Origin of the sequence: Novosphingobium rhizosphaerae, assembly GCF_050920675.1 — a bacterium.
In the GTDB taxonomy this organism is placed as follows: Bacteria; Pseudomonadota; Alphaproteobacteria; order Sphingomonadales; family Sphingomonadaceae; genus Novosphingobium; species Novosphingobium rhizosphaerae.
Genome location: NZ_CP137862.1, coordinates 498,885 through 522,676, shown reverse-complemented (window position 1 = coordinate 522,676; position 23,792 = coordinate 498,885). Strand labels below are relative to the sequence as shown.

General features: G+C 65.1%; 18 protein-coding genes. 12 read left to right on the top strand and 6 right to left on the bottom strand.

Translation table 11 applies throughout. From position 1 onward, the window contains the following. The first annotated feature begins 12 nt into the window (after positions 1–12). The 6 genes from R9J51_RS22125 (at position 13) to R9J51_RS22100 (ending at position 8,429) form a co-directional block, all read left to right on the top strand. Positions 13–492, top strand: a complete 480-nt coding sequence (locus tag R9J51_RS22125; protein ID WP_168557125.1) for a CopG family ribbon-helix-helix protein — start codon at positions 13–15, stop codon at positions 490–492. Next, on the top strand, positions 489–1,328 hold the full coding sequence (locus R9J51_RS22120) for an urea amidolyase associated protein UAAP1 (protein ID WP_179563002.1): 840 nt from the start codon (positions 489–491) through the stop codon (positions 1,326–1,328). The genes R9J51_RS22125 and R9J51_RS22120 overlap by 4 nt, the downstream gene beginning before the upstream one ends. Positions 1,329–1,345: 17 nt before the next feature. Further along, positions 1,346–1,984, top strand: coding sequence for an urea amidolyase associated protein UAAP2 (locus R9J51_RS22115; protein ID WP_179563004.1), 639 nt, complete (start codon positions 1,346–1,348; stop codon positions 1,982–1,984). Beyond that, entirely contained in the window at positions 1,981–5,577 is a 3,597-nt protein-coding gene (uca, locus tag R9J51_RS22110) for an urea carboxylase (RefSeq protein WP_179563006.1), read from the top strand. Before R9J51_RS22115 ends, uca begins: the two co-directional genes overlap by 4 nt. Continuing rightward, positions 5,574–7,346, top strand: coding sequence for an allophanate hydrolase (gene atzF, locus R9J51_RS22105; RefSeq protein WP_179563008.1), 1,773 nt, complete (start codon positions 5,574–5,576; stop codon positions 7,344–7,346). Before uca ends, atzF begins: the two co-directional genes overlap by 4 nt. Before the next feature lie 162 nt (positions 7,347–7,508). Continuing rightward, positions 7,509–8,429 carry a YncE family protein gene (locus tag R9J51_RS22100; protein WP_179563010.1) on the top strand — a complete coding sequence of 307 codons (921 nt, stop codon included), beginning with the start codon at positions 7,509–7,511 and terminating at the stop codon, positions 8,427–8,429. 4 nt (positions 8,430–8,433) lie between these two features. On the opposite strand, the gene R9J51_RS22095 is transcribed toward R9J51_RS22100, so the two are convergent. Genes R9J51_RS22095 through R9J51_RS22070 form a run of 6 tightly spaced genes read right to left on the bottom strand, consistent with a single transcriptional unit; the run spans position 8,434 to position 15,856 of the window. Further along, positions 8,434–9,069, bottom strand: a complete 636-nt coding sequence (locus R9J51_RS22095) for an isochorismatase family protein (protein ID WP_169475423.1) — start codon at positions 9,067–9,069, stop codon at positions 8,434–8,436. Position 9,070: 1 nt separating this feature from the next. Next, entirely contained in the window at positions 9,071–10,258 is a 1,188-nt protein-coding gene (locus R9J51_RS22090; protein ID WP_168557119.1) for a CaiB/BaiF CoA transferase family protein, read from the bottom strand. A gap of 2 nt (positions 10,259–10,260) precedes the next feature. After that, on the bottom strand, positions 10,261–12,150 hold the full coding sequence (locus R9J51_RS22085) for a hydantoinase B/oxoprolinase family protein (RefSeq protein WP_179563012.1): 1,890 nt from the start codon (positions 12,148–12,150) through the stop codon (positions 10,261–10,263). 15 nt (positions 12,151–12,165) lie between these two features. Beyond that, positions 12,166–14,214, bottom strand: a complete 2,049-nt coding sequence (locus tag R9J51_RS22080) for a hydantoinase/oxoprolinase family protein (RefSeq protein ID WP_169475421.1) — start codon at positions 14,212–14,214, stop codon at positions 12,166–12,168. A gap of 53 nt (positions 14,215–14,267) precedes the next feature. After that, a complete protein-coding gene (locus R9J51_RS22075) occupies positions 14,268–15,182 on the bottom strand; it encodes a hydroxymethylglutaryl-CoA lyase (RefSeq protein WP_179563014.1) in 915 nt (304 codons plus the stop codon). Then, positions 15,182–15,856 carry a GntR family transcriptional regulator gene (locus tag R9J51_RS22070; RefSeq protein WP_179563016.1) on the bottom strand — a complete coding sequence of 225 codons (675 nt, stop codon included), beginning with the start codon at positions 15,854–15,856 and terminating at the stop codon, positions 15,182–15,184. Before R9J51_RS22070 ends, R9J51_RS22075 begins: the two co-directional genes overlap by 1 nt. A 171-nt stretch (positions 15,857–16,027) precedes the next feature. On the opposite strand from R9J51_RS22070, the gene R9J51_RS22065 reads away from it, so the two are divergent. From R9J51_RS22065 to R9J51_RS22040, 6 genes are all read left to right on the top strand, one after another. Then, a complete protein-coding gene (locus tag R9J51_RS22065) occupies positions 16,028–18,547 on the top strand; it encodes a TonB-dependent receptor domain-containing protein (protein WP_179563018.1) in 2,520 nt (839 codons plus the stop codon). 76 nt (positions 18,548–18,623) lie between these two features. Beyond that, positions 18,624–19,460 (top strand): IS5 family transposase, encoded by an 837-nt coding sequence (locus R9J51_RS22060; protein ID WP_036500702.1) that lies wholly within the window; start codon positions 18,624–18,626, stop codon positions 19,458–19,460. 331 nt (positions 19,461–19,791) lie between these two features. Further along, positions 19,792–20,805 carry a hypothetical protein gene (locus R9J51_RS22055; protein ID WP_179563020.1) on the top strand — a complete coding sequence of 338 codons (1,014 nt, stop codon included), beginning with the start codon at positions 19,792–19,794 and terminating at the stop codon, positions 20,803–20,805. Between the two features lie 81 nt (positions 20,806–20,886). Next, positions 20,887–21,120: a hypothetical protein gene (locus R9J51_RS22050; RefSeq protein ID WP_179563022.1), complete on the top strand. Its 234-nt coding sequence runs from the start codon at positions 20,887–20,889 to the stop codon at positions 21,118–21,120. A 472-nt stretch (positions 21,121–21,592) separates the two neighbouring features. Beyond that, positions 21,593–23,056 (top strand): PLP-dependent aminotransferase family protein, encoded by a 1,464-nt coding sequence (locus R9J51_RS22045; protein WP_179563024.1) that lies wholly within the window; start codon positions 21,593–21,595, stop codon positions 23,054–23,056. A 75-nt stretch (positions 23,057–23,131) separates the two neighbouring features. After that, the gene (locus tag R9J51_RS22040; protein WP_179563026.1) at positions 23,132–23,767 is read left to right on the top strand and encodes an FMN-binding negative transcriptional regulator; all 636 of its coding nucleotides are present in this window, start codon (positions 23,132–23,134) and stop codon (positions 23,765–23,767) included. Positions 23,768–23,792 lie beyond the last annotated feature (25 nt).

The following is a 23,792-nucleotide window of genomic DNA, read 5'->3' as shown; positions in this document are numbered from 1 at the left end:
AGAGAACCGCCCATGAGCAGCGAGACCGCCACGCTCGCCCGGCTGAGCATGAGCTTGCCGGCAGACTTGTTCCGCAAGCTCGACATGATGGTGGAAGAACGCCAGTTGCCCTCGCGCTCGCAACTGATTGCCGAACTGATCCGCCACGCCCTGGCCGAGCACGAAGCCCTGACCCGCCCCGACGAGATGCTCGCCGGCACGGTCACCCTGGTCTATCGCGGCGACCGCGGCCGCGTGCGCCACCAACTGGCGCAGACCCAGGCCGATTACCTCAAGGAAGTTATTTCGGCCCAGCACGTCTTCCTGGAAGACGACCAGAGCCTGGAAGTCCTGCTGGTGCAGGGCCCGGCCGTGCGGCTCAAGGAACTGTCCGATGCGCTGCGCCGGGTGCGCGGCGTCCAGCAACTCGAACTTGTCACCACCACTGCCCTGCTGCCGCCGATCTATGTCCAGGACGACGGCAAGGACGCATCCGATGGAGCGGCCGCATGACCGATACGCTCGTTACATCCCCCCTCGCCAACCCCCTTGCCGCGCGCGATCACGCCCGCAGCATGGGCGGCACCGTGGTGGAAACCATGCCCGTGCTGCCGCCCAAGGCGGATGACCTGCCCCAGGGCGTGGCCCCGGCGGACCTGTTGTGGGAAGAAACCATTGCCGCGGGCGGCTATGCCACGCGGGTTCTGGCGCGCGGTACGCGGCTGCGCCTGATCGACACGCGCGGCGATGCCTGCGCCGGGCTGCAAGTGTTCAACGCCGCCATGCCCACCGAGCGGCTCAACGTGGCGGATACGGTGAAAGTGCAGTGGAACGCCTATCTCGGCGCGGGCAAGCTCCTGCTGTCCGACATGGGCCGCGTGCTGCTGTCGATCGTGGAAGATGGCGCGGGCACGCACGATTGCTTTGCTGGCACGTCCAACGCGGCCACCAATGCCGCCAAATATGGCGAAGGGCGCAACAGCGGTGCCCATCCCAACGGGCGCGACCGCTTTCTGCTCGGCGCGGCCAAGCACGGCCTGACGCGGCGCGACGTGCACCCGTGCATCAACCTGTTCAAGGGCACGCGGATCGAGGAAGACGGCACGATCACCCCGCTGGTCGGCCCCTTTGCGCCGGGGCGCGAGATCTTGCTGCGCGCGGAAATGGACGTGATCGTGGTGATCGCCAACGTGCCCCACGTGCTCGATCCGCGCGGGGAATATACCGTCACCCCGCTGCGCGCCACGGCCTGGCGCGGCCCGGTGACGCTGGGCAACGATCCCATCCGCAATGCGACGCCCGAAGGCCTGCGCGCCTTCCTCAATGTCGAAGACTATTTCCGCCGCTGAGCAAAGGACGGATACCCATGTCGAGCGATCTTCATCTCGCCGGGCTGCCGGCCACCATCGTGCACGACGAGATCGTGCCCGCCCGCGCGCCCTGGCTGTACCATGTTGCCAAGGGCCAGACGCTGCGCATCGTCGATCTGGAAGGCAACCAGGCGGTCGATTTCCTGCTCTATAGCGCGGCCGACGATGCCGAACGCTATTCCGCGCAGGATACCGTGACGGCACAAGGCAACCTGTTCCTGCGCACCGGCACCGTGCTGCGTTCCAACGAAGGGCGCGCGATGATGACGATCACGGCCAGCGCGGTGGAATATCACGACACGATCGGCGGGGCCTGTTCGTGCGAATCCAACACCTTGCGTTATGGTCATCACACCAAGTCGCAACATGCCTGCGTCGAAAACTTCCTTGAGGCAAACCTTTGGGAAGGGCGCGGCAAGCGCGACATCGTTTCCAACATCAACTTCTTCATGAACGTGCCGGTGGAAGCCGATGGGTCGCTGGGCATTGTCGATGGCATTTCCGCGCCGGGCCTGACGGTGGACTTGCGCGCAGAGATGGACGTGATCGTGGTCGTGTCCAATTGCCCGCAGATCAACAACCCCTGCAACGCGTTCAATCCCACCCCCGTGCGCATGATCGTGGCCGCTGCATGATGTTCGATACCGTTCTCATCGCCAACCGCGGCGCCATCGCCACCCGCATCATCCGCACGCTGCGCCAGATGGGCCTGCGTTCGGTGGCGGTCTATTCCCAGGCGGACGAAGGCTCTGCCCACGTGGCCCTGGCCGACGAGGCGGTGTGCATCGGCCCGGCGCGCGCCAGCGAAAGCTATCTCAACATCCCCGCGATCATCGCGGCGGCCAAGGCAACCGGCGCGGGCGCGATCCATCCCGGCTATGGCTTCCTGGCGGAGAACGTCGAATTTGCCGATGCCTGCGCGGCCGAAGGCATCGTGTTCATCGGGCCGACGCCCGACAACATCCGCACTTTCGGCCTCAAGCACAGCGCGCGCGACCTGGCCAAGGCCCACGGCGTGCCGTTGGCGCCGGGCACGGACCTTTTGACCAGCGAGGAAGAGGCAGTCGCTGCGGCCGCCACGATCGGCTATCCGATCATGCTCAAGGCCACGGCTGGCGGCGGCGGCATCGGCATGCGCGTGTGCGAGGGCGAGGCCGACGTGCGCGAGGGCTTTGCTACCGTGGCGCGCCTGGGGCAGAGCAATTTCGGCGATGCCGGCGTGTTCCTCGAACGCTACGTGCGCCGCGCGCGCCATGTCGAAGTGCAGATCTTCGGTGACGGCGAGGGGCGCATCGTCGCCCTGGGCGAGCGCGACTGCTCGCTGCAACGCCGCAACCAGAAAGTGGTGGAGGAAGCCCCTGCCCCGCTGTTGCCGCCATATGTGCGCGAGGCGCTTTATGACGCGGCCATCCGCTTGGGCCAGGCGGCGCGCTACCGCTCCGCCGGCACGGTGGAATTCCTTTATGACGCCGATGCCCAGGAATTCTTCTTCCTGGAAATGAACACCCGCCTTCAGGTCGAACACGGCGTCACTGAAGAGGTCATGGGGATCGACCTGGTCGAATGGATGGTGCGCGGCGGCGCGGGAGACTTTGCGTTCCTCGATACGCCGCCCACCGTGCCGAGTGGCCATTCGGTGCAAGTGCGGCTCTATGCCGAAGATCCCGCGCTCGATTACCGGCCCACTTCGGGCACGCTGACGGCGGTGGAATTTCCCGCTGACATCCGTACCGAAACCTGGGTGAGCGCCGGCACCGAAGTGAGCGCCTGGTACGATCCCATGCTCGCCAAGCTGATCGTGCATGGCCCCACGCGCGAGGCGGCGGTGGCGGCGATGCAGGAGGCGCTGGCACGCGCACGGGTCGACGGGATCGAGACCAACTTGCGCTGGCTGCGCCGCGTGGTGGCAAGCGAGGCTTTCGTCACGGGCGCCGTATCCACCCGCGTGCTCGACGCGATCACATTCGTGCCCGACAGTTTCCGCGTGATCAGCGGCGGCACGGCCACCACCGTGCAGGATTGGCCGGGGCGCCAGCACTTGTGGGCCGTGGGCGTGCCGCCATCGGGGCCGATGGACGACCAGTCGTTCCGCCTGGGCAACCGCCTGCTGGGCAATCCCGAAGGCATGGCGGGCCTGGAAATGACTCACACCGGGCCGACCCTGGCGTTCACCGCGCCGGCCCGCATCTGCCTGACCGGGGCCGATTTCGGCGCCACGCTCGATGGCCAGGCCGTGCCGCTGGGTGAGGCGGTGGACATTGCCGCCGGGCAGACTCTGGCCATGGGCCGCACGCGTGGCGGCGGCATGCGCGGCTACCTGCTGATTGCCGGCGGGCTCGATATCGCGCCCTATCTGGGCAGCCGCGCCACGTTCGAGCTGGGCCAGTTCGGCGGCCATGCGGCCCGGCGCCTAGTGGCGGGCGATGTGGTTCATCTGGGCCAGCAGGATACCGCCGCGCCGCTGCCCGCCGTGGCCCTGCCCGCGATGGGCAACGAATGGACCCTGCGCGTGCTTTATGGCCCGCATGGCGCGCCCGATTTCTTCACCGATGAAGATATCGCCATGGTCGTGGGCGCCGATTGGCAAGTGCATTACAATTCCAACCGCACCGGCGTGCGCCTGATCGGCCCCAAGCCGCAATGGGCCCGCGCCGATGGCGGCGAGGCCGGGCTGCACCCGTCGAACATTCACGACAACCCCTATGCCATCGGTGCGGTCGATTTCACCGGCGACATGCCGATCATCCTGGGCCCCGATGGGCCGTCGCTGGGCGGGTTCGTCTGCCCCTTCGTGGTGATCGCGGCAGACCGCTGGAAGATCGGCCAACTCGTACCCGGTGACCGGTTGCGTTTCGTGCCGGTGTCCATCGCCGATGCCCAGGCGGCGGACGCGGCGCAACGCGCGCTGGTGGAAGACGGCACCGTGCCCGCTCCCCGCCCCGCGCGCGAGATCGAGACGCTTTCGCCGATCCTGGCCGAAATCGCCGCGCAAGGCGCGCGCCCGCGCACCGTCTATCGCCAGCAGGGCGATCGCAACATCCTGGTCGAATACGGGCCGATCACGCTCGATATCGAGCTGCGCATCCGCGTGCACGCCTTGATGACCGAGCTGGAGCGCATGGCCCTGCCCGGCGTGATCGACGTGGTGCCCGGCATCCGCTCGCTCCAGGTCCATTTCGATGGCCTCGGGCTCAACCAGCAGGCGATGCTCGCCGCGCTGATCGCGGCGGAAGAGCACTTGGGCGACTTGGAGGATTTCACCATCCCCTCGCGCATCGTGCACTTGCCCTTGAGCTGGCGCGATCCCGCAACGATCGAGACGATCGAGAAGTACATGGGCGCGGTGCGCGACGACGCGCCGTGGTGCCCGGACAACATCGAGTTCATCCGCCGCGTCAACGGCCTGGCTGATGCCGCAGCGGTCGAGAACCTGATCTTCGAGGCCAATTACCTCGTCATGGGCCTGGGTGACGTCTATCTGGGTGCGCCGGTCGCCACCCCGGTCGATCCGCGCCATCGCCTGGTCACCACCAAGTATAATCCGGCCCGCACCTGGACCCCGCCCAACGTGGTCGGCATCGGCGGCGCCTATATGTGCATCTATGGGATGGAAGGGCCCGGCGGCTATCAGCTGTTCGGCCGCACCATCCAGGTGTGGAACACCCACCGCCAGACAGACGCCTTTATCGAGGGCAAGCCCTGGCTGCTGCGCTTCTTCGACCAGATCCGCTTCTATCCGGTCAGCGCCGAAGAGCTGGTGGAATGGCGCCGCGATTTCCCCACCGGGCGCCGTTCGATCCGGATCGAGCCATCGGAATTCCGCCTGGCCGATTATCGCCAGTTCCTCGCCGACAATGCCGCCGAAATCGCCGCGTTCGAAGCGCAGCGCGTGGCCGCTTTCGATGAAGAACGCGCTGACTGGCAGCGGCGTGGCGAATTCGACCGCGTGACCGATCTGGCCGATGCCGATGCCCCGGTCGCCGGTAGCGTCGATGTGCCCGATGGCGCGGACCTGGTCGAGGCGCCGTTCGGCGGCAGCGTGTGGAAGCTGCTGGTGGCCGAAGGCGATGAAGTGAAAGCCGGCGATACCATCGCCGTGCTGGAGGCGATGAAGATGGAATGCGCGGTGGAAAGCCCCGGCAGCGGCGTGGTCGCCGCGCTCTACATGCAGGAGAAACAGGCCCTGCAACCCGGTGCCCCGATGCTCGCGCTGCGGAGGCACGCATGAGCGCGCCCCGCCTTTCCGCCAGCACGCTGGCCGCCGCAGTCCGCGATGGGGAAACCTCTGCCCTTGCGGTGATGGAACAGACGCTCGCCCGCATTGCCGCCTATGACGTGGTGCAGCCGCAAGTCTGGATCAGCCGCGCCGCGCCAGAAACGCTGCTGGCCAAAGCTGCGGCAGTGGACGCGCGCGTCGCGGCGGGCGAGCACTTGCCACTGGCCGGCGTGCCCTTTGCCGCAAAAGACAATATCGACGTGGCCGGCCTAGCCACCACGGCGGCCTGCCCGGCCTTCGCCTTCGATCCGGCGGCATCGGCCACGGTGGTGGCGCGGCTGGAAGCGGCGGGCGCGATCTGCGTGGGCAAGACCAACCTGGATCAGTTCGCCACGGGCCTGGTCGGCACGCGCAGCCCCTATGGCATTCCGCGCAATGCCAGCAACCTGGCTTATGTTTCGGGCGGCTCCAGCTCCGGCTCGTCCATCGCTGTGGCGGCAGGCCTGGTGCCCTTTGCGCTGGGCACCGACACCGCCGGATCGGGCCGCGTGCCCGCCGCGTTCAACCACCTCGTGGGCATGAAACCCACCAAGGGCCGCTGGTCCACCTCGGGCCTGGTGCCGGCCTGCCGCTCGCTCGATTGCATTTCGGTGTTCACCGCCGATACGGCCGACGCGCGCCTGGTCGATGCCGTGGTCGCCGGTTACGACGCCACCGACCCCTGGTCAAAGTCCTTGGCCGACAAGCCGATTGCCGGCCGCGTAATCGGCGTGCCCAAGCGCCAGCAGCGGCAATGGTTCGGAGACGCGGAATCCGAATATTGCTATGATCGCGCGCTGGAACACCTCAGCCAGATCGGCACGCTGGTGGAAATCGACTACGCCCCGCTGCAGGAAGCGGCGCAGTTGCTCTATGGCGGGCCATGGGTGGCAGAGCGCACCGCCGCGCTGGCCACGTTGCTGGCGGAAAATCCCAACGCGATCGATCCCACCGTGCGCGCCGTGGTGGAACCGGGCTTGGATAAGAGCGCGGTGGAGCTGTTCAACGGCATCTATCGCCTGGCCGAATTGAAGCGCCATGCCGACCAGCTGTGGGACGAGATCGACGCGCTCGCCTTCCCCACCACCGGCACCGCCTATCGCGTGGCGGAGCTCGCCGCCGCGCCCATCGCGCTCAACAGCAACCTTGGGTTCTACACCAATTTCGTCAACTTGCTCGACATGGCCGCGCTCGCCGTGCCGGCCGGCGTGAGGGCCAACGCCACCGGCTTTGGCATTACGCTGATCGGCCCCGCCGACAGCGACCGCGCGCTGCTCGATCTCGCCGATGCCTATCTCTCGGTGGCCAATCTGCCACCCCCACCCCCGCTCGATCTGGAGGGCAAGATGCAGACCGTGAAACTCGCCGTTGTCGGCGCACACCTCAAAGACATGCCGCTGCACTGGCAGCTGACCAGCCGCAACGCGACGTTCGTGGAAGCGACGACGACCGCGCCCACTTACAAGCTCTATGCCATGGCCGACAGCGTGCCGCCCAAGCCCGCGCTGATCCACAGCGAAGACGGCGCCGCCATCGCGGTGGAAGTCTATGAATTGGGCGTGGCCGAATTCGGCAGCTTCACCGTGGAAGTGCCCGCGCCGCTGGCCATCGGCACGGTGACGCTGGCCGACGGCAGCAGCGTGAAGGGCTTTGTCGCCGAACCGCGCGCGATTGCCGGGGCGCAAGACATCACCGCGCTGGGCGGCTGGCGCGCCTTCATCGCCCAGAAGGCCACGGCATAAAGTCCAAAAGCCTCATCCGCTACTTCGTCATCCCAGCCACCCACCCGTCACCCCGGACTTGATCCGGGGTCCAGCTTTCTTTCGGCGGCGGGAAAAGAAGAAGCTGGACCCCGGGTCAAGCCCGGGGTGACGAAGGTGGAGAACAACAGGGAGTATTCGCCGATGAAACGCTTGCTTACCGCTACGCTGCTCGCTCTTACTCCCTTCACCGCCCACGCCGCGCCCAAGCCCGTGGTGCTGCAAGTGCCCGGCTTTGCCGATTTCCTCGCCGTGGATGGCAACACCGTCTGGGCCACCAATCGCGGCCGGGTGGAACAATGGTCGCTCAAGGGCATGAAGGCGAGCGTGCCGCTTGCGCATCCCTGCGGCGGCATGGCGATTGCCGATGGCGCGCTGTGGGTGGCGAACTGCGCCGATCGCACTGTCAACCGCATCGACACCAAGACCGGCAAGCTCGTCGCGACTATCGCCACCGGCATTGCCAACCAAAAGGAAGGCGAACTCAACGTGGTGGCCGGCGCTGGCTCGGTGTGGATCGCCAGCGACCCCAAGGGCGTGGTTGCGCGCATCGACCCCGCCACCAACAGCGTGGTCGGCACTGTCGCGGTTGATCCGGGCAGCTGGTACATGGCCTTTGGCGAAGGCGCGGTGTGGGTGGTCAGCGCCCAGCAGCAAAGCCTGCAGCGCATCGATCCCGCAACCATGACCGTCACCGCGCGCACTCCGCTGGGCAAGGCGCCCGGCTTCCTCGCGGCGGGCGAAGGCAGCGTGTGGGTGCAGGAACAGGGCGATGGCACCCTGGCGCGGATCGATCCGCAGACCGGCGCCCTGCTCGGCCGCGTCAAGGTGGGCGACAACCTCAAGTGGGGGGACATCGATACCGGCGCCGGCAAAGTCTGGCTGCGCACCACCGACGACCAGGTCTTCGCCGTGATCGACGCCAAGACCATGGCGATCGACGCGCGCGTGGGCAAGCCGGCCGGCAGCGGCGGCCTGCGCTTTGCCCCGCACGGCATCTGGACCTCGGCCCACGATGCCCACACGCTCACTTGGTGGCCAAAGCCCTCCGCTTACGGCAAGTAAAGCGTCAGCGCAGGCCCGCGATCAGCGCCAGGGCCTGCGCTTCGCTCACCACTTCGGCATATTTGGCCTGGAGATCGAACAGGTTGGCTTCGTGGGGAGCCAGGTGCCGGTCGCCACAGGCATCGGCCACCACGAAGGGCAGGAAGCCGTTCTGGCAGGCATCGAGCGCGGTGGCGCGGATGCAGCCTGAGGTGGAGGTGCCGCAGACCAGCACGGTATCCACGCCCAGCGCCGTCAACGTGGCGGCCAGGTGCGTGGCGAAAAAGGCCGAGGCGTAGCGCTTGGTGATCACCACATCGCCGTCCTGCGGGGCGAGTGCAGGTGGAAAAGCACCAAGCGGCGAGCCCTTCTCGAACACCTTGAGCGCGGGAACCTTGCGGTAGAACACGCCGCCATCGGCGCCACCGGGCTGGTATTCCACGTTGGTGAAAATCACCGGCAGCCCAGCCGCGCGCGCCGCCGCCGTCACCCGCACCGCACTGTCGAGCGCAGCCTCGATCCCGGCATAGAGCGGCGAGGTGGGCTGGAAATAGGCTTCCACCAGGTCGATCAGCAAGAGAGCGGGGCGTGTCCCGAACGGCAACCGCCCATCGAAGGCGCCGGCATAGTTGTCGGCCAGGTCGGCTTCGTCCTTCGCCACGTCAAATCACCCCGCGCGCGGCCATGTCGGCCAGCGCCGCATCGTCCAGGCCCAGCAGTTGCCCATAGATTTCGGCGTTGTGCTGCCCCACCTGCACCGGCGCGGGCCGTCGCACCCCGCCGGGCGTGGCGGAAAACTTGGGGAACGTGGACTGCATCTTGAGCGGGCCGAAGCGTTCGGTCTCGACTTCGATGATCGCTTCGCGCGCCTGGAAGTGCGGATCGTCCAGCATGTCGGGCGCGCGATAGACGCGGCCTGCGGGGATCGAATGCGCGATCATCAGCGCATCCACTTCGTCCATGGTCAGCGTCAGCGTCCAATCGTTGATCAGGTTGTCCAGCTCGGTCTGGTTCTCGCCCCGCGCCAGGTGCGTGGCATAGCGCGGATCGTCGCCCAGTTCGGGCCGCCCCATGGCCGTGGCAAGCCGCTTCCACAGCGAATCCTTGTTGGCCCCGATCATGAATTCCCCGTCCTTGCAGGAATAGACGTTGGACGGGGCAATGCCCTTGAGGATCGAGCCGGACCGCTCGCGGATCAGGCCCATGCGATCGTATTCCGGCACCAGGCCTTCCATGACCTGCAGCACGCTTTCATAGAGCGCGGTGTCGATCACCTGGCCTTGCCCGGTCCTGTCCTTCACATGCAGCGCGGCCAGCACGCCCATGCAGCCATAAGTGGCGGTCAGCGTGTCTCCGATGGAAACGCCCATGCGGCTGGGCGGACGATCGGGTTCGCCCACGATATAGCGCCAGCCGCCCATCGCCTCGCCGATCCCGCCAAACCCGGCGCGGTCGGAATAGGGGCCGGTCTGGCCATAGCCAGACATGCGCGCGATGATCAGGTGGGGGAATTCGGCCAGCAGCACGTCTGGCCCCATGCCCCACTTTTCCAGCGTGCCCGGCTTGAAATTCTCGATCACCACGTCGGCATGGGCGATCAGCCGCTTCACCAGCGCCTGGCCTTCGGGCACGCGCAAGTTGGCGCTGACCGAGCGCTTGTTGCGCGCGATCACTTCCCACTGCACCTTTTCGCTGCCCTGGCCCCATTCGCGCATCGGGTCGCCCGTTACCGGCGGCTCCACCTTGATGACGTCGGCGCCCATGTCGCCCAGCAATTGTCCGCAGAACGGGCCAGCCAGCAGCTGGCCCAGTTCCACCACGCGAATGTCCTGCAATGCACCGTTGTTCATGATCACTCCGCCGCCTCTGCATGCGGCCACACCGGCTGGATCGGCGCCGGCAGCCCGGTTTCCGCCTGGCAGGCGGCGCGCAGGGCATCAAGCCCCGGCCCGGTGTTGAACACCGGCAGGTCTCCGCCCCGGCCCTCGCGCATCTGCGCGCGCAGGGCAGCCGTGGCGGCTTCGTTCACCACGCCCCCATCATCGGCCACCACGCCATAGGCGCCCGCGCCGGCCGGCGTGACCAGCCCCTGCACGATTTCCTTGCCCACCAGCGCGGGATCGCGGTCCAGCGGATCGCCCCAACCGCCGCCACCCCAGGTGATGAAGTGCAACTGGTCGCCTTCCGCCACCGCCACGTCTTCCACCTTGTTGCCCACGATCACCATGGTGCCGTCGGCCTTTTCCAGGATCTTGCGCGCACGCTTGCCCGGATCGCCGCCGTTGACGCCCCAGGGCGGCACGAACCAGCGGTCGTCGTGGATGGCAATCGTCCCGGCGCTGAGAAAGCGATAGGTCATGTGGATGCCGTTGCCGCCGCGATGCAGCCCCGCCCCGCCCGAATCCGGCTCGGTCGAATAGCGTTCGATCATCATCGGGAAATAGCGTTCCAGGAACTCGTTGGGCACGTTGGTGAACCCCGGCCACAGCGAATGACCATCCGGCCCATCGCCCAGCGGGCGGCCGGGAATGCCGCCAAAGCCGATCTGGAACAGCTGGAACCAGGCATTGCCCTGGCCGGGCCGCGTATCGTTGCCCGAATAGAACAAGTGCGGGCTGGACGAAAAGCCGGCGGCATTGAGGAACTGCGGCGTCTTTTGCCCCAGCAGCCCGCCCAGGATATCGAAAATGCGGCCCAGCGCATGGGTGCGGCCCGAAAGCGCGGCGGGAAAGCGGGGTTTCAGCAAGCTGCCTTCGGGAATGCGCACGTCGATCAGGTCATAGAACCCGTCGTTGAACAGGATCTGCGGATCGAAGACCATGATCATGTAGATGCCGAAGAACATCTTGAACATGTTCTCGTTGAGATAGAAATTGATCGAGGCCACGCTCTGCGGATCGGTGCCGGCAAAATCGAGCACGACCTTCTCGCCCTCGCGCCACATCGTGCACTTGATGCGATAGGGGCCAAAGCCCATGCCATCGTCGCAGATATAGTCTTCGAAGCTGACCGGTTCCTCGCTCACCGCCTGGGCCAGCAAGGTCTTCATCGCGCGGTGGTTGCGCGCCAGCAGTTCCTGCGTGGCCGAGACATAGACATCGTCGCCAAACCGCTCGGCCATCTCGACCACGCGGCGCGCGGCCACGCGGCACGAGGCAATCAGCGCATTGAGATCGGCCGCGCACCAATCGGGCTTGCGCGTCTGGTGCATCACCAGCTTCATCAGATCGGCGTTGTATTCGCCTTTCTTCCAGATCTTTACCGGCGGAATGCGCACGCCTTCCTCATAGATCGAGCGCGCGTTGATCGGCATCGAGCCGACGACTTTGCCGCCGATATCGCTCTGGTGCCCGAACATCGAGGTATAGGCGATCAGCCTCCCGTCCTTGAACACCGGCAGCAGCACCAGCCAATCGTTGGAATGGCTGATCGCGCCATCCACCGAATAGGGATCGGACAGGAAGATCATGTCGCCGTCTTCCAGCGTGCCTTCGTAATTGGCCAGGAAGCCGCCGATGAAGCTGCCGAACTGGCCCACGATCATCTTGCCGGTATGGTCGGCAATCAGGGGAAAGGCATCGCCCTGTTCGCGAATGCCGGGCGACATGGCAGTGCGCACCAGCGTGGCATCCATTTCCACGCGCGCGTTGCGCAGCGCGTTCTCGATGATGTCGAGCGTGACGGGGTCGATCGCCACTTTGGCAAAGGGCGTCGGGTTGGTCTGAACGATTGTTGCAGGCATCGCTTTTCCCTTTCGTCAGGCCAGGTTGATCAGGATGTTGCCGACCTTGTCGACCGTGCCCACGCACCCGGTCTCGATCAGCGTGGTCGAATCCATTTCGCAGACGATGGCCGGGCCAGGGATCACGTCCCCCGCCTTCAACCGCGCACGGTCATAGATGACGGCGGCGTGTTCGGCCCCGTCCATCCACAGCACATGGTCGCGCACCTTGGCCGCCGATGGATCGCCGTTGCCCTGCTCCAGTTCGGCGGCGGGCAGATCGAGCGCCCGGCCCAGCGCCACCGCGCGCAAGTTCACGATCTCGTGCGGGGTATCCATGTTAAACGTGAACAGCCGTTTGTGCTCTTCGTCGAAGCGGGCGAGCACCCCGGCAATGCCATCCTCGGCCAGGATCTGCGCGGTGATCGACAGCGGCACTTCGAAGGCCTGCCCGGCATAGCGCACGTCGACTTCGAAACTCGTGGCAATCTCGCTTTCGGGCACGCCATCGGCCAGCAGTTCGGCCCGCACGTGCGCCGCCATTTCGTCCAGCACGGCCACCAGGTCTTGCGCCGCCGTATCGCGCGCCAGGCGCGACCACGAACGCGCGGTTTCGGTGCGCATCCGCGTGGTGGCATCGCCCAGCGCGCAGAGCACGCCGGGGCTGACTGGAGAGACCGCCGGCCAGCTGCCCATCAGCCGCGCCACGGCATTGACATGCAGCGGCCCTGCCCCGCCAAAGCCCATCAGCGCAAAATCGCGCGGGTCATAGCCCTGCTGCACCGAAATCATCCGCAGCGCGCCGAACATGTTCTCGTTGACGATGTCGATGATCCCGCGCGCGGCTTCCATCAGGCCAATGCCCAGCGCATCGGCAATGGTCTGCACCGCTGCCTTGGCGCCTTCCCGGTCCAGCTGGAACGTGCCACCCAGCAGGTTTTCGGGCAGATAGCCCAGCACCACGTTGGCATCGGTTACGGTGGGGGCCGTGCCGCCTTTGCCATAGGCGACCGGCCCCGGCACCGCTCCTGCGCTCTGCGGCCCGACCCGAAGGGCTCTGGTCAGCGCGGGAACATACGCGATGGAGCCGCCGCCGGCGCCCACCGTCTTCACATCGAGCGCGGAGGCGCGCACCGAAAGATGGCCCACTTCGGTGGTGCGCTGGCGGCGCGGCTCAAGATTTTCGATCAGCGCCACGTCGGTGCTGGTGCCGCCCACGTCGAGCGTGAGGATATTGCGGATGCCGGCATTGCGGCCCACCCAGATCGCCCCCGTCACCCCGCCGGCCGGACCGGACATCAGGATGCTGACCGGGTGCTCCTCGGCCTTCTGCGCGCTCATCAGCCCGCCGTCGGACCGCAGCAGCGAGAGCTTGCCGGTCATCCCCTCGGCGGCCAGGCGGTTGCGCAAGTTGGAAACATACTTGCCCACCACCGGGCGCACGCTGGCATTGGCCACCGTCGTCAACGTGCGTTCGTATTCCTGCATTTCCGGCAGCACTTCGTGGCTCAATGAAATCGGCAGGCCGGGCAGCACGTCGGCCGCAATCTGCCCGATCCGCGCCTCGTGCGCGCCATTGGCATAGGCGTTGATCAGGCTGACCGTCACAGCTTCCACGCCCTGCGCCTTCAGCTTGGCCAATTGCGCGCGCACATCCGCTTCATCGAGCGGGCGCACTTCCTGCCCTTGCGCGTCCATGCGGCCTTTTACCGTCACGGTGTCTTCCAGCGCGGCCAGCGGCTGCGGCTTGGGCCAGATGATCCAGCCGGCCAGGCCCCCGGGCACATAGCTGCGCGCGATCTGCATGATGTCGCGATAGCCTTCGGTCGTCACCAGGCCCACGCGCGCGCCCTTGCCTTCCAGAACGGCATTGGTGGCGACGGTGGTGCCATGCAGGAAATAGTCGATTGCGCCCGCGGCAATGCCCGCCTTGGCGCAGATCGCGGTCACGCCATTCAAGATGCCTTCGGAACTGTCGTGCGGCGTCGATGGCGTCTTGTGCCGCCAGAACGCGCCGCTGTGCGTGTCGAACAGCAGAAGGTCGGTAAACGTGCCGCCGACATCCACGCCAAGCCGATAACCCATCGTCCAACAATCCCTTCAAGAAAGCGTTTGTGCGTGCCGATGCTAAGGTGTGTTCAAGCCTGCGCTGGCTTGGGGAACGGTGGCGCCTTGGCCACCATGCCGGGCAAAGTGCGGTCCATCACGCTGCCCAGCCAGTGGTTGGCCGCCACCAGCGCGGGCAGGTGCAGCCCGGTGCCGATCCGCGCGCGCTCCAGCATATAGACCACGTCTTCGGTCGAAACGTTGCCCGCCGCGCCCGGCGCAAACGGGCAGCCGCCCAGCCCGCCGATGGCCGCGTCCACGCTGACGGCCCCCGCGCCGATCGCGGCCCAGACATTGGCCAGGCCGGTGCCGCGCGTGTTGTGGAAATGCACCCGCACGGGAATGTGCGGCACGGCGGCGCGGATCTTGCCCACCAAAGAGATGACATGCGCGGGATTGCCCACGCCGATCGTGTCAGCCAGGCCGATTTCCACCGGGTCTGCTTCTGCCAGTGCGCGCGCCATGGCCACAATGCGGTCTTCGGCCACTTCACCTTCGAACGGGCAGCCGAACGCGGCGGCAACGGTCACTTGCCCGGTCTTGCCCGCCTGCCGCGCCATGGCGATGATCTCTTGCGCCGCTGCCACCGATCCGTCGCTGGTCTGGCCCTGGTTGGCCCTGGCAAAAGTGTCCGTCGCCACCGAAACCGCGCCAAGCTGGTCGATCCGCCCGGTTTCGATCGCCCGTGCCGCGCCACGCGCATTCATCACCAGGCCGATATAGGTCACGTCGTCGCGCCACGGCAGGCCGGCGCAGACCGCCTCGGCATCGGCCATCTGCGGCACGGCTTTGGGATTGACGAAGCTCGTCACTTCGATCCGCCGGGCGCCCGCCGCAATCGCCCGCTCCACCAGCGCGATCTTGTCGGCGGTGGAAATCAGGGTCTTTTCGTTCTGCAGCCCGTCGCGCGGGGAGACTTCGACCATCTCGACAGATTCTGTATACATTACTCGGCAGCCTCTCGCTGGTCCCGTTCCGCCAGCCCGCGATGCGCATCGGCATAGGCGTGATAGGCGCGCAGGATGTGCCCGGTCATGATCGCTTCGGCCCAGGGGCCATCGCGCCGGGCAAAGGCGGCGATCAATTCCTCGTGCTCGCCAAAGGATCGGTTGAGCGCCTCGCGGCCATAATGATGCGCCGTGCGCCACACCACCGGCTGCTCGATCAGGGTGGCCAGCAGCGCTGCCAGGCGGCGCGATCCGGCCACGTCCAGAATTGCTGCGTGGAAATCCCGATTCGCGTCGAGAAACACCGCAACATCGGGCACCGGCCGACGGATGGCATCGCCCAACCGGTGATTCGCATCGCGAATCCGCGCAAGCGCCGCGTCCGTCATGCGTTCGGCCGCCCGCCGCGCCGCCTTGCCTTCCAACAGGGCGCGCAGTTCGAACGCGTCTGCCACATCGTGGATCGACCAGTCGGCCACAAAGCTGCGCTGGGTGTCGGTCCGCGTCACCAGAAGGTCGGATTCCAGCCGTCGCAGCGCCTCGCGAACCGGGGTGCGCGAAACGCCGCAGCGCTCGGCCAGGGCTTCTTCCGCAAGCTGTGCGCCGGCGGGCAATTCGCCCGACAGGATCATGCTGCGGATGGCCTCATAGGCACGGTCGGAAGCGCGGGACACAGCTTTCTCCAAATCCCTTGGTCTGGGCGGTTTATATCTTGACCTGCGGTATTTGTATACAATACTCTTTGTTTCCATCAAGCCGCGTCAGCCATGGGGGCACGAAAAAGACCGGCGGGTGACATCGGCACCGCGATGGATTCGCGGGCGCCACCGAACAGGGAGAATGCAATGCGACTTTCCCACTCCGCTTTCCTCGCCACGGCCTCGGCGCCTGCCGCCATGCTTGCCGCCGCGCTCGCCACGCCCGCCCTTGCCCAGGAAGCGCCGCAATCGGGCGCTGTGCCGGCGGACGACAGTGGCATCATCGTCACCGCTCGCCGCCAGAACGAACGCCTGCAGGATGTGCCCGCCTCGGTTGCGGTGCTCACCGCCGATGCGCTGCAACGCACCGGCGCGGTCAAGGCAGAGGATTTCGTCAAGCTGACGCCGGGCGTCACCATCGTCACCGGCACGGCCGAAGCGGGCGATACCCAGATCAACATTCGCGGCATGAACGGCGCGCGCGACGCGGAAAGCTCGGTCGCGCTGGTCGTCGACGGCATCCTGAAAACCAACACAGCGCAGCTCAACCAGCCGCAGGGCACACTGCAGCAGGTGGAACTGCTCAAGGGCCCGCAAGGCGCGCTCTATGGCCGCAACGCCGCTGCCGGCGCCCTGGTGCTCCAGTCGATCAAGCCGACCGACAGCTTCACCGGCGCGGCCAAGCTGTCCTATGCCGATTACAACACCTGGGAAGCCAGCGCCCACGTCGCCGGGCCGCTCGCGCAAAACGTGGGCTTCGTCCTGGCGGGCTATTACTACAAGACCGACGGCTTCTACAAAAACGTCTTCACCAATTCCAAGACGGTGGACGACAAGGAAAACTGGGCGATCGACGGCCGCGTGATGGTGGGCCAGGGCAGCCCCACGCAGCTGGATATCAAGGCGCGCTACAGCGAATTCCACGGCGCCTCGCTGCCGTTCAACGCTGCATTCCACCTGCCCAATTTCGGCGGCGCGTTCTATGAAAACGTCAACAGCCACCCGTTCAATTTCTACAGCAACATCCGCCCCACCAACGACCAGACCAGCTTCGACATGTCGATCAAGCTGGACCACCAGTTGACCGACACGATCAAGCTGGTCGGCTGGGCGCTCTATTCCAACGTCAACCAGGATCTGGTGGCCGATGGCACCTCGGCCGATTTCGGCCGCTTCCTCAGCGCTGCCAACCCGCAGGCGCAAAGCGCGGTCAACTCCTGCTTTGCCAGCACTGCCGCGCTCACCGGCTACAAGGTCAACCCGCCCGGCTTCATCGGGCAAACCCCGGTGCCGTTCATCTTCGCGCCCACCACCGGCTCCACCTTCGGCCCCTACAGCCCCACCACCTGCGACGGCACGCAATACCAGCTGCGCAAGCAGCAGGACATCAGCACTGAATGGCGCCTGATCGGCGATCTGGGCCAGATCAACTGGCAGTTGGGCGCCTATTACCTGCACATCAAGCGCACCGTGGGCGTCAGCCTGGGCGCCGACACCGGCAATGGCGTGATCAAGCAGCTCTACAACGCGCCGAACACCACCAACCCGACCACGCTGCTCTTGGCCGATCGCTTCAAGACCAACGTCTATGCCGGCTTCGGCTCGGTGGAATGGAAGCCCAACGAGAAATTCGATGCCGGCCTGGCGCTGCGTTACGATATCGAGGATCGCAAGTCGTCCTCGCTCGTGCCCACGGCCACCGATCCCTTCACCGGCGGCCCGATCAACCCCGGCCAGGCGTTCGGCCCGCTGACCGACAAGCACGCCCGCTTCGAACAGTTCGAGCCCAAGGTCACGCTCAGCTTCAAGCCCAGCCGCGAGTTCAACCTCTATGCCAACTGGGGCATCGGCTTCAAATCGGGCGGGTTCAACAACCAGGGTTCGGCCCAGATCATCAAGGACAATTTCGTCAACGCCTTTGGTGCCAACGTCACGGTAAACGACCAATACCGCAAGGAATGGTCGAGCGCATGGGAAGCGGGCCTCAAGGGCAACCTGCTGAACGGCGCGCTGACGTTCGACCTGGCCGGCTATTACACCCAGGTCCACGACATGCAGTTCTTCGAATTCTTCGTCGGCAGCTTCGGCCTGTTGCGCGTGGTGTCCAACATCGACCGTGTGGACCTCAAGGGCATCGAGGCCAGCGTCACGGTCAAGCCGATCAAGGGCGTCAAGCTGTTCGGCTCGTTCAACTACACCGACAGCGAGATCAAGCGCAATTCCTCGCGCCCCTACACCGTGGGCAACAAGTCGCCCTACACTGCCGACTACACGCTCAACCTGGGCGGCGAATTCGAGCAATCGCTCAGTGGCGACTTGCGCTTCTTCACCCGCGCCGATTATCGCCTCACCGGCCCCACCTGGTTCCACACCGTGCAGAACCAGTCGGTGCCCACGGTGTTCTCCGGCCTCCTCCCGATCTCGGCGCTGCAACTTCCGGCTTTCGTGGGCGACGGCAAATACGACGTGGCCCGCCGCAACGCCTTCGGTATCGTCAACCTGCGCGCCGGCCTCCAGACCGACCGCTACACCCTCGCCGTCTTCGCCAACAACCTGCTCGACAAGCAGTACCTGAACGAAGTGATCACCGCCGTCGAATTCGGTGGCTCGTTCATCACGCCCGGCACGCGGCGCTTGGTGGGCGTGGAAGCCAGCATGAAGTTCTGAGAGCCCGCCCCGAAAGTTGTTGAGCAATACCAGTATGTTGTGATTCACGCCTCTTTGCGAAGAGATGGAGTGAACGATGGCATGGACTGGTATTGCCCGGCAGGAGCATAGCCGAAAAGGATTGCGTTATTCCAGCGATATGACCGACCGGGAGTGGGCTTTGGCAGCGCCGTTCATCCCTGCGGCCAAGCGGGGAGGTCGGCGCCGGACAACAAACATGCGCGAAGTCCTGAACGCCTTGCTCTACATTGCGGCGAGCGGTTGCGCGTGGCGGCTTCTGCCCAAATGCTTTCCGCCGGTTTCGACGGTCCAACGCTACTTCTACGTCTGGCGCAACGCAGGCTTGCTCGAGGCGATGAACACGGTACTGGTCATGAACCTGCGCGAGATCGAAGGACGCGAGGCAAGCCCAAGTGCCGGTGTGGTCGACAGCCAGTCGGTCAAAACCACCGAAAGTGGTGGCCCTTGCGGCTATGACGCAGGCAAGAAGATCAAGGGCCGCAAGCGGCACATCCTGACCGACACCTGCGGCTTCCTCATCTTCATTCTCGTGCATACCGCCGATATTCAGGACCGCGATGGCGCCGTCGATGTGCTCAAGGCCGTGCGGCGGCGCTTCCCCTGGCTGCGCCATGTCTTTGCCGATGGCGGCTATGCGGGCGACAAACTCCGCGATGCCATCGCCGGTTCGGGCCAGTGGACGATCGAGATCATCAAGCGGTCCGACAAGGCCAGGGGTTTTCAGGTTCTGCCGCGCCGCTGGGTAGTCGAGCGCACCTTCGCATGGCTCGGTCGATGCCGCCGCTTGGCCAAGGATTGGGAAACAACCATCGCCTCGTCCACCGCCTGGGCCACAATCGCCTCCATCCGCATGCTCACCCGCAGAACCGCAAGATATTGCTACGCTTGGTGATCTTTCGAGTCAGGCACTGAGGTTTCCCCAACCCTTCACGCTGACTTTGGCGGAACCCGGCCGTGTTACTATGGCGCGGCCGGGTTTTGGGACAATGCCGCCGTCCCCGCTCAATTCGTTGAGCGGCAGCTTGAACTGTAAGTTGCCGTTGATGTCTATCCGCATACCGGAATGGCGCCATACTCAGGTTGGCACGCGCGAGCGTTCGGCAGACCGTAAGCGCCTAATCTGCTGAGGGAAAACGGAGGGAGCGGCGATTTATACGCGACGATTGAAGGGATTCGAGCTATCAGACAAGCTATAGCTCCGCTGCATGCAGGTTTATTAGCTAATGGCTTTTGAAATTCCTAAGTTTTCCCCTGAAGATGAAATCTTCAAATACGGAATCCGTAAGGCGGAGGCCTGCCTGCGCGCAGAAGAACTAGTGAACAGCTTAGATGATGCTTGGAAAATGCGAGCGAGTTCCATCGAAAAAGTTCAACATGCTGTTGATCTGGCGAATGCATTGCTGGCTGCTGGGAACATCACTGCTGATGAGTATCTCTTTTATGCGACCTATCGTGTGGACGATCACCATACCTCCCTTTGGCTAGCCGGAGCATATCCCGAAGTCGAGGAATTGGCATCGAAAATTCATCAGATCGAAAACGATCACGGGCTAAGCGATGGGCATTATTGGTTGCGAGGTGAAGGCCCGCCCGAACGTTGCGAAGCCACCAGGTTGCACGAAGCCGCTCTCGATGAGCGTTTCGCTGCGATGCTGGAAAAGTTTGGTCTTGTGAAAATCGCCGAGATTTGGCGAACCGATCGCGCGGAGTATGACCGGCGGCATAAAATTGGACGGCTAACTATATTTGAAAAGGATAACGTCCAAAAATCGGTTGCTGACTCGATCGGAAGCTATGAAGAAGAGGCCCGGCGCTGCGCTTCAGCAGGGGCGTATTGCGCGGCCTGTGTAATGCTCGGGTCCGCAGCTGAGGCGCGGATATTGAGGATGTGCCTTGTTTACTACGACGATGTGGCGGCGATTTTGGCCAAAAAAGCCAGATCGCAGAAGCCGCGCAATCTCAACCCGCTGCATTGGACCTTGGATATACTAATTTCGTTCGCTGAAGAGTTAGGGTGGCTGCCCGACTTGGAGAACGATGAAATCACCGTCAAGATCGCTAGTTGGCTTTCCTCTTTGCGGGATACGCGCAACCTTCTTCATCCTGGACGACATGCTCGTGATCGCCCGCATATCGTCATCGGTCGGGAAGAATATGACGATGCAAACCATGCCTATACCGCTCTTCGCATCGCTCTTGAGCGTGTGATAGTTCGGAAAATAACGTCGGGTACATGAATAAAAAGGAAAAATTTGTCGATCCCGTGCAAATGGTTGTAACATGCTCAACATGCGGCCCGTAGTTAACAAGGACTTCTAATGCCCGACACTCGTTATCGTCTTGGATTGGCTGTTTCCCTCCAACAAATGCCGGATATTGCCATGGCTCTTGCTAAGGATTTCCCCGCGCTTTCCGAGGCGATTGAAAAGCAATGGCTGGAAATCCTGAACAGCGGGGTGAACATCTTTGGCCCATATGAACATGCCTCTCCCGAGCCAGCGGCCGGCCTCACGGAAGGCCGCATCGAACTTATCACTGGTATTGCTGAATAAAGTCCCGCTAGTGGCGATCGGAAATTTTTTGATTTTGGTCGTCCAAGCAGGGCGTTTTTGTGAATGCTTCGTGTCGAAAGAGCGGGTACCGCAGTTTGCGCGGCAAACGGAAAGCAATTTAGCCCGGTAGCGCGAGCCGTGAGCAAACGCAGTCAGACGCCTTGCACTGCGAAGGTCGTCCACACATGGACCTACAGCGACCACATCATCGCACAGCGACGCTGGTGCAGAGGTTGTCCATCACATCACGTCACCACTGCTACACATGCAAAAACGCTGAAGCCGTACATTGGCTCAGCCGGCCAATCGTCGGCGGGCGAATGACCGCTAGCGGCAAATCTCGCTGTTCCTCTGGAGAATTGGTAGCGGCTAGGTTTGGTCGCTACTTGCCATTTCACCGCCCCTTGACCCGCAGCCCCAAAACCCCGATTGGACCCCACAGCACCCCTTTTGCGGAGTCCATGACAGGTCCATGCGCCGCGGCTGGTCCCTTACCCTGCAACAGCGCATTCGTGGCGATCAGGCCACGCCGCTCTATATGCAGCTGGCCCATGCGCTGATCCACGAGATCGAGCGCGGGCGGCTGCAGCCTGGCTCGGCGTTGCCGAGCAGCCGGGAGCTGGCGGCCGAACTGGGCTTCAACCGCAAGACCGTGGTGACCGCTTACGAGGAACTGGTGGCGCAGGGTTGGCTGGAGGCGGCCGGGCGCAAGGGCACGGCGGTGGCCACGCGATTGCCACGCAGCCGGCCCGAGGCGGTCGAGGCCAGCCCGCCCATCGGCCGGCGCCCGATCTATCGCTTCGTGCCGCCGCCCGATCGGCCGATTGCCGTGCCGCCGGGCCGGGTGATCAAGCTGGACGAAGGCAGCCCCGATGGCAGCCTGTTCCCGCCCGAGGCGCTGGCCCGCGCGTTTCGCACTGCCGCGCTCTATGCCGCGCGGCGCCAGCAGCTGGGCTATCGCGATCCTTGCGGCAGCGACAAGTTGCGCGCCAGCCTGGCCACGATGCTGCGCGAGGAACGCGGCCTGGTGGTGGACGCGGAAAACATCTGCGTCACACGCGGCAGCCAGATGGGCATTGCGCTCGCCGCGCGGCTGCTCGCCCGCCCCGGCGCCGTTGCTCTGGCCGAGGCGCTGACTTATGAACCCGCCGTCGCCGCGTTCCAGGCGGCCGGGGTGCCGGTGCTGCCCGTGCCCCTTGATGACGAGGGCATCGATGTGGACGCGGTGGAGCGCGCCTGCCGCAGCCGCAAGGTCTGCGCCGTGTTCCTTACACCGCACCACCAGTTCCCCTCCACCGTCTCGCTGGCGCCCGAGCGGCGGCTGCGCCTGGTGGAACTGGCCCGCCAGTTCGGCTTTGCCATTATCGAGGACGATTACGACCACGAATTCCGCTTCGGCTCGCAACCCTTGCTGCCCATGGCCGCCTATGCGCCCGATGTGGTGATCTATGTCGGCTCCCTCTCCAAGCTGCTCCTGCCGGCGCTGCGCGTGGGCTATATCGTGGCCCCCACCCCGGTGATCGCGGCCGCCGCGCACCAGGTCTCGATCGGCGATGGCATGGGCAACAGCCTGACCGAGGATGCCGTGGCCATGCTGTTCGAGGAAGGCGAAGTGCGCCGCCATGCGCGCAAGGCCACGCGCATCTATGGCCAGCGCCGCGATGCGCTGGCCCAGGCCGTGCAGGCCGAACTGGGCGCCATGGTCAGCGCCCGCCTGCCCGCCGGCGGCCTGGCAATGTGGCTGGAATTCCAGGATCTTGCCGCGCTCGCCCGGATCGAGGCGGGCGCGGGCGCGGCGGGCATCACCTTTGCCCAATCGGCATCCTATCGCCTGGCCGAAGACGCACCCCATGGCCTGCGCCTGGGCTTTGCCAGCCATGCTGCCGATCGCACCGTGCAGGCCGTGCGCGTGCTGGGCGCGCTGGGCCGGGGGTGACACGGGCGCACTGGTCCCCTGTGGATTGCAGATCTGGCACTTTTACCGGGCCAACCATGCGGCAAGATGGCGTGCATGGACTTTCCCTCTGGCACTCCCGCCGATCTGGCCCGGCTCATCGCGGAATATCCGCTGGCATGGCTCGTCAACCATGGCGCTGCCGGCTTCTTCGCCACGCCCCTGCCGCTGGTGGCAGAGCTGGACGAAGCCGGCCATGTCACGGCGCTGATCGGCCATTGCTCGCGCCGCAATGGCCAAGTGGCCGCCTTGCAGGCCGATCCGCGTGCGCAAGTGCTGTTCATGGGGCCGCAGGGCTATGTCTCGCCCGCGCTGGTGTCGCGCCCGCACTGGGCTCCCACCTGGAACTTTGCCGTGGCCGCGTTCGACGTGACCGTGGCGTTTGACGAAGCAGGCACCCTGCCCGCCGTGCGCCGCCTGACCACCCATGTCGAGGCGAGCCAGGCGCAACCCTGGCAGGTGGAAGACGCCGGCGCGCGGCTGCCGCAACTGATGGCGCGGATCATCGGCTTTCGCGCCACGGTCACCGCCATCGATGCGCGGTTCAAGCTGGGGCAGGAGGAAGACCTGCCCGAACTGCGCGAAATCATTGCCGCCCATCCCGATCCGGTGCTCGCCGGGTGGATGTGGCGGCTCAATAACGACCGCCTGCAGGCCCATGCGGCGGCACACGGGGAAGAAACCACAGGATAGCCGAACCGGGCAATCCATGACATGC

Coding starts and splice junctions, on each gene's coding strand:
- R9J51_RS22125 (WP_168557125.1), top strand. CDS start 13: ATGAGCAGCGAGACCGCCACGCTCGCCCGGCTGAGCATGAGCTTGCCG.
- R9J51_RS22120 (WP_179563002.1), top strand. CDS start 489: ATGACCGATACGCTCGTTACATCCCCCCTCGCCAACCCCCTTGCCGCG.
- R9J51_RS22115 (WP_179563004.1), top strand. CDS start 1,346: ATGTCGAGCGATCTTCATCTCGCCGGGCTGCCGGCCACCATCGTGCAC.
- uca (WP_179563006.1), top strand. CDS start 1,981: ATGATGTTCGATACCGTTCTCATCGCCAACCGCGGCGCCATCGCCACC.
- atzF (WP_179563008.1), top strand. CDS start 5,574: ATGAGCGCGCCCCGCCTTTCCGCCAGCACGCTGGCCGCCGCAGTCCGC.
- R9J51_RS22100 (WP_179563010.1), top strand. CDS start 7,509: ATGAAACGCTTGCTTACCGCTACGCTGCTCGCTCTTACTCCCTTCACC.
- R9J51_RS22090 (WP_168557119.1), bottom strand. CDS start 10,258: ATGAACAACGGTGCATTGCAGGACATTCGCGTGGTGGAACTGGGCCAG.
- R9J51_RS22085 (WP_179563012.1), bottom strand. CDS start 12,150: ATGCCTGCAACAATCGTTCAGACCAACCCGACGCCCTTTGCCAAAGTG.
- R9J51_RS22080 (WP_169475421.1), bottom strand. CDS start 14,214: ATGGGTTATCGGCTTGGCGTGGATGTCGGCGGCACGTTTACCGACCTT.
- R9J51_RS22075 (WP_179563014.1), bottom strand. CDS start 15,182: ATGTATACAGAATCTGTCGAGATGGTCGAAGTCTCCCCGCGCGACGGG.
- R9J51_RS22065 (WP_179563018.1), top strand. CDS start 16,028: ATGCGACTTTCCCACTCCGCTTTCCTCGCCACGGCCTCGGCGCCTGCC.
- R9J51_RS22060 (WP_036500702.1), top strand. CDS start 18,624: ATGGCATGGACTGGTATTGCCCGGCAGGAGCATAGCCGAAAAGGATTG.
- R9J51_RS22055 (WP_179563020.1), top strand. CDS start 19,792: ATGGCTTTTGAAATTCCTAAGTTTTCCCCTGAAGATGAAATCTTCAAA.
- R9J51_RS22050 (WP_179563022.1), top strand. CDS start 20,887: ATGCCCGACACTCGTTATCGTCTTGGATTGGCTGTTTCCCTCCAACAA.
- R9J51_RS22045 (WP_179563024.1), top strand. CDS start 21,593: ATGCGCCGCGGCTGGTCCCTTACCCTGCAACAGCGCATTCGTGGCGAT.
- R9J51_RS22040 (WP_179563026.1), top strand. CDS start 23,132: ATGGACTTTCCCTCTGGCACTCCCGCCGATCTGGCCCGGCTCATCGCG.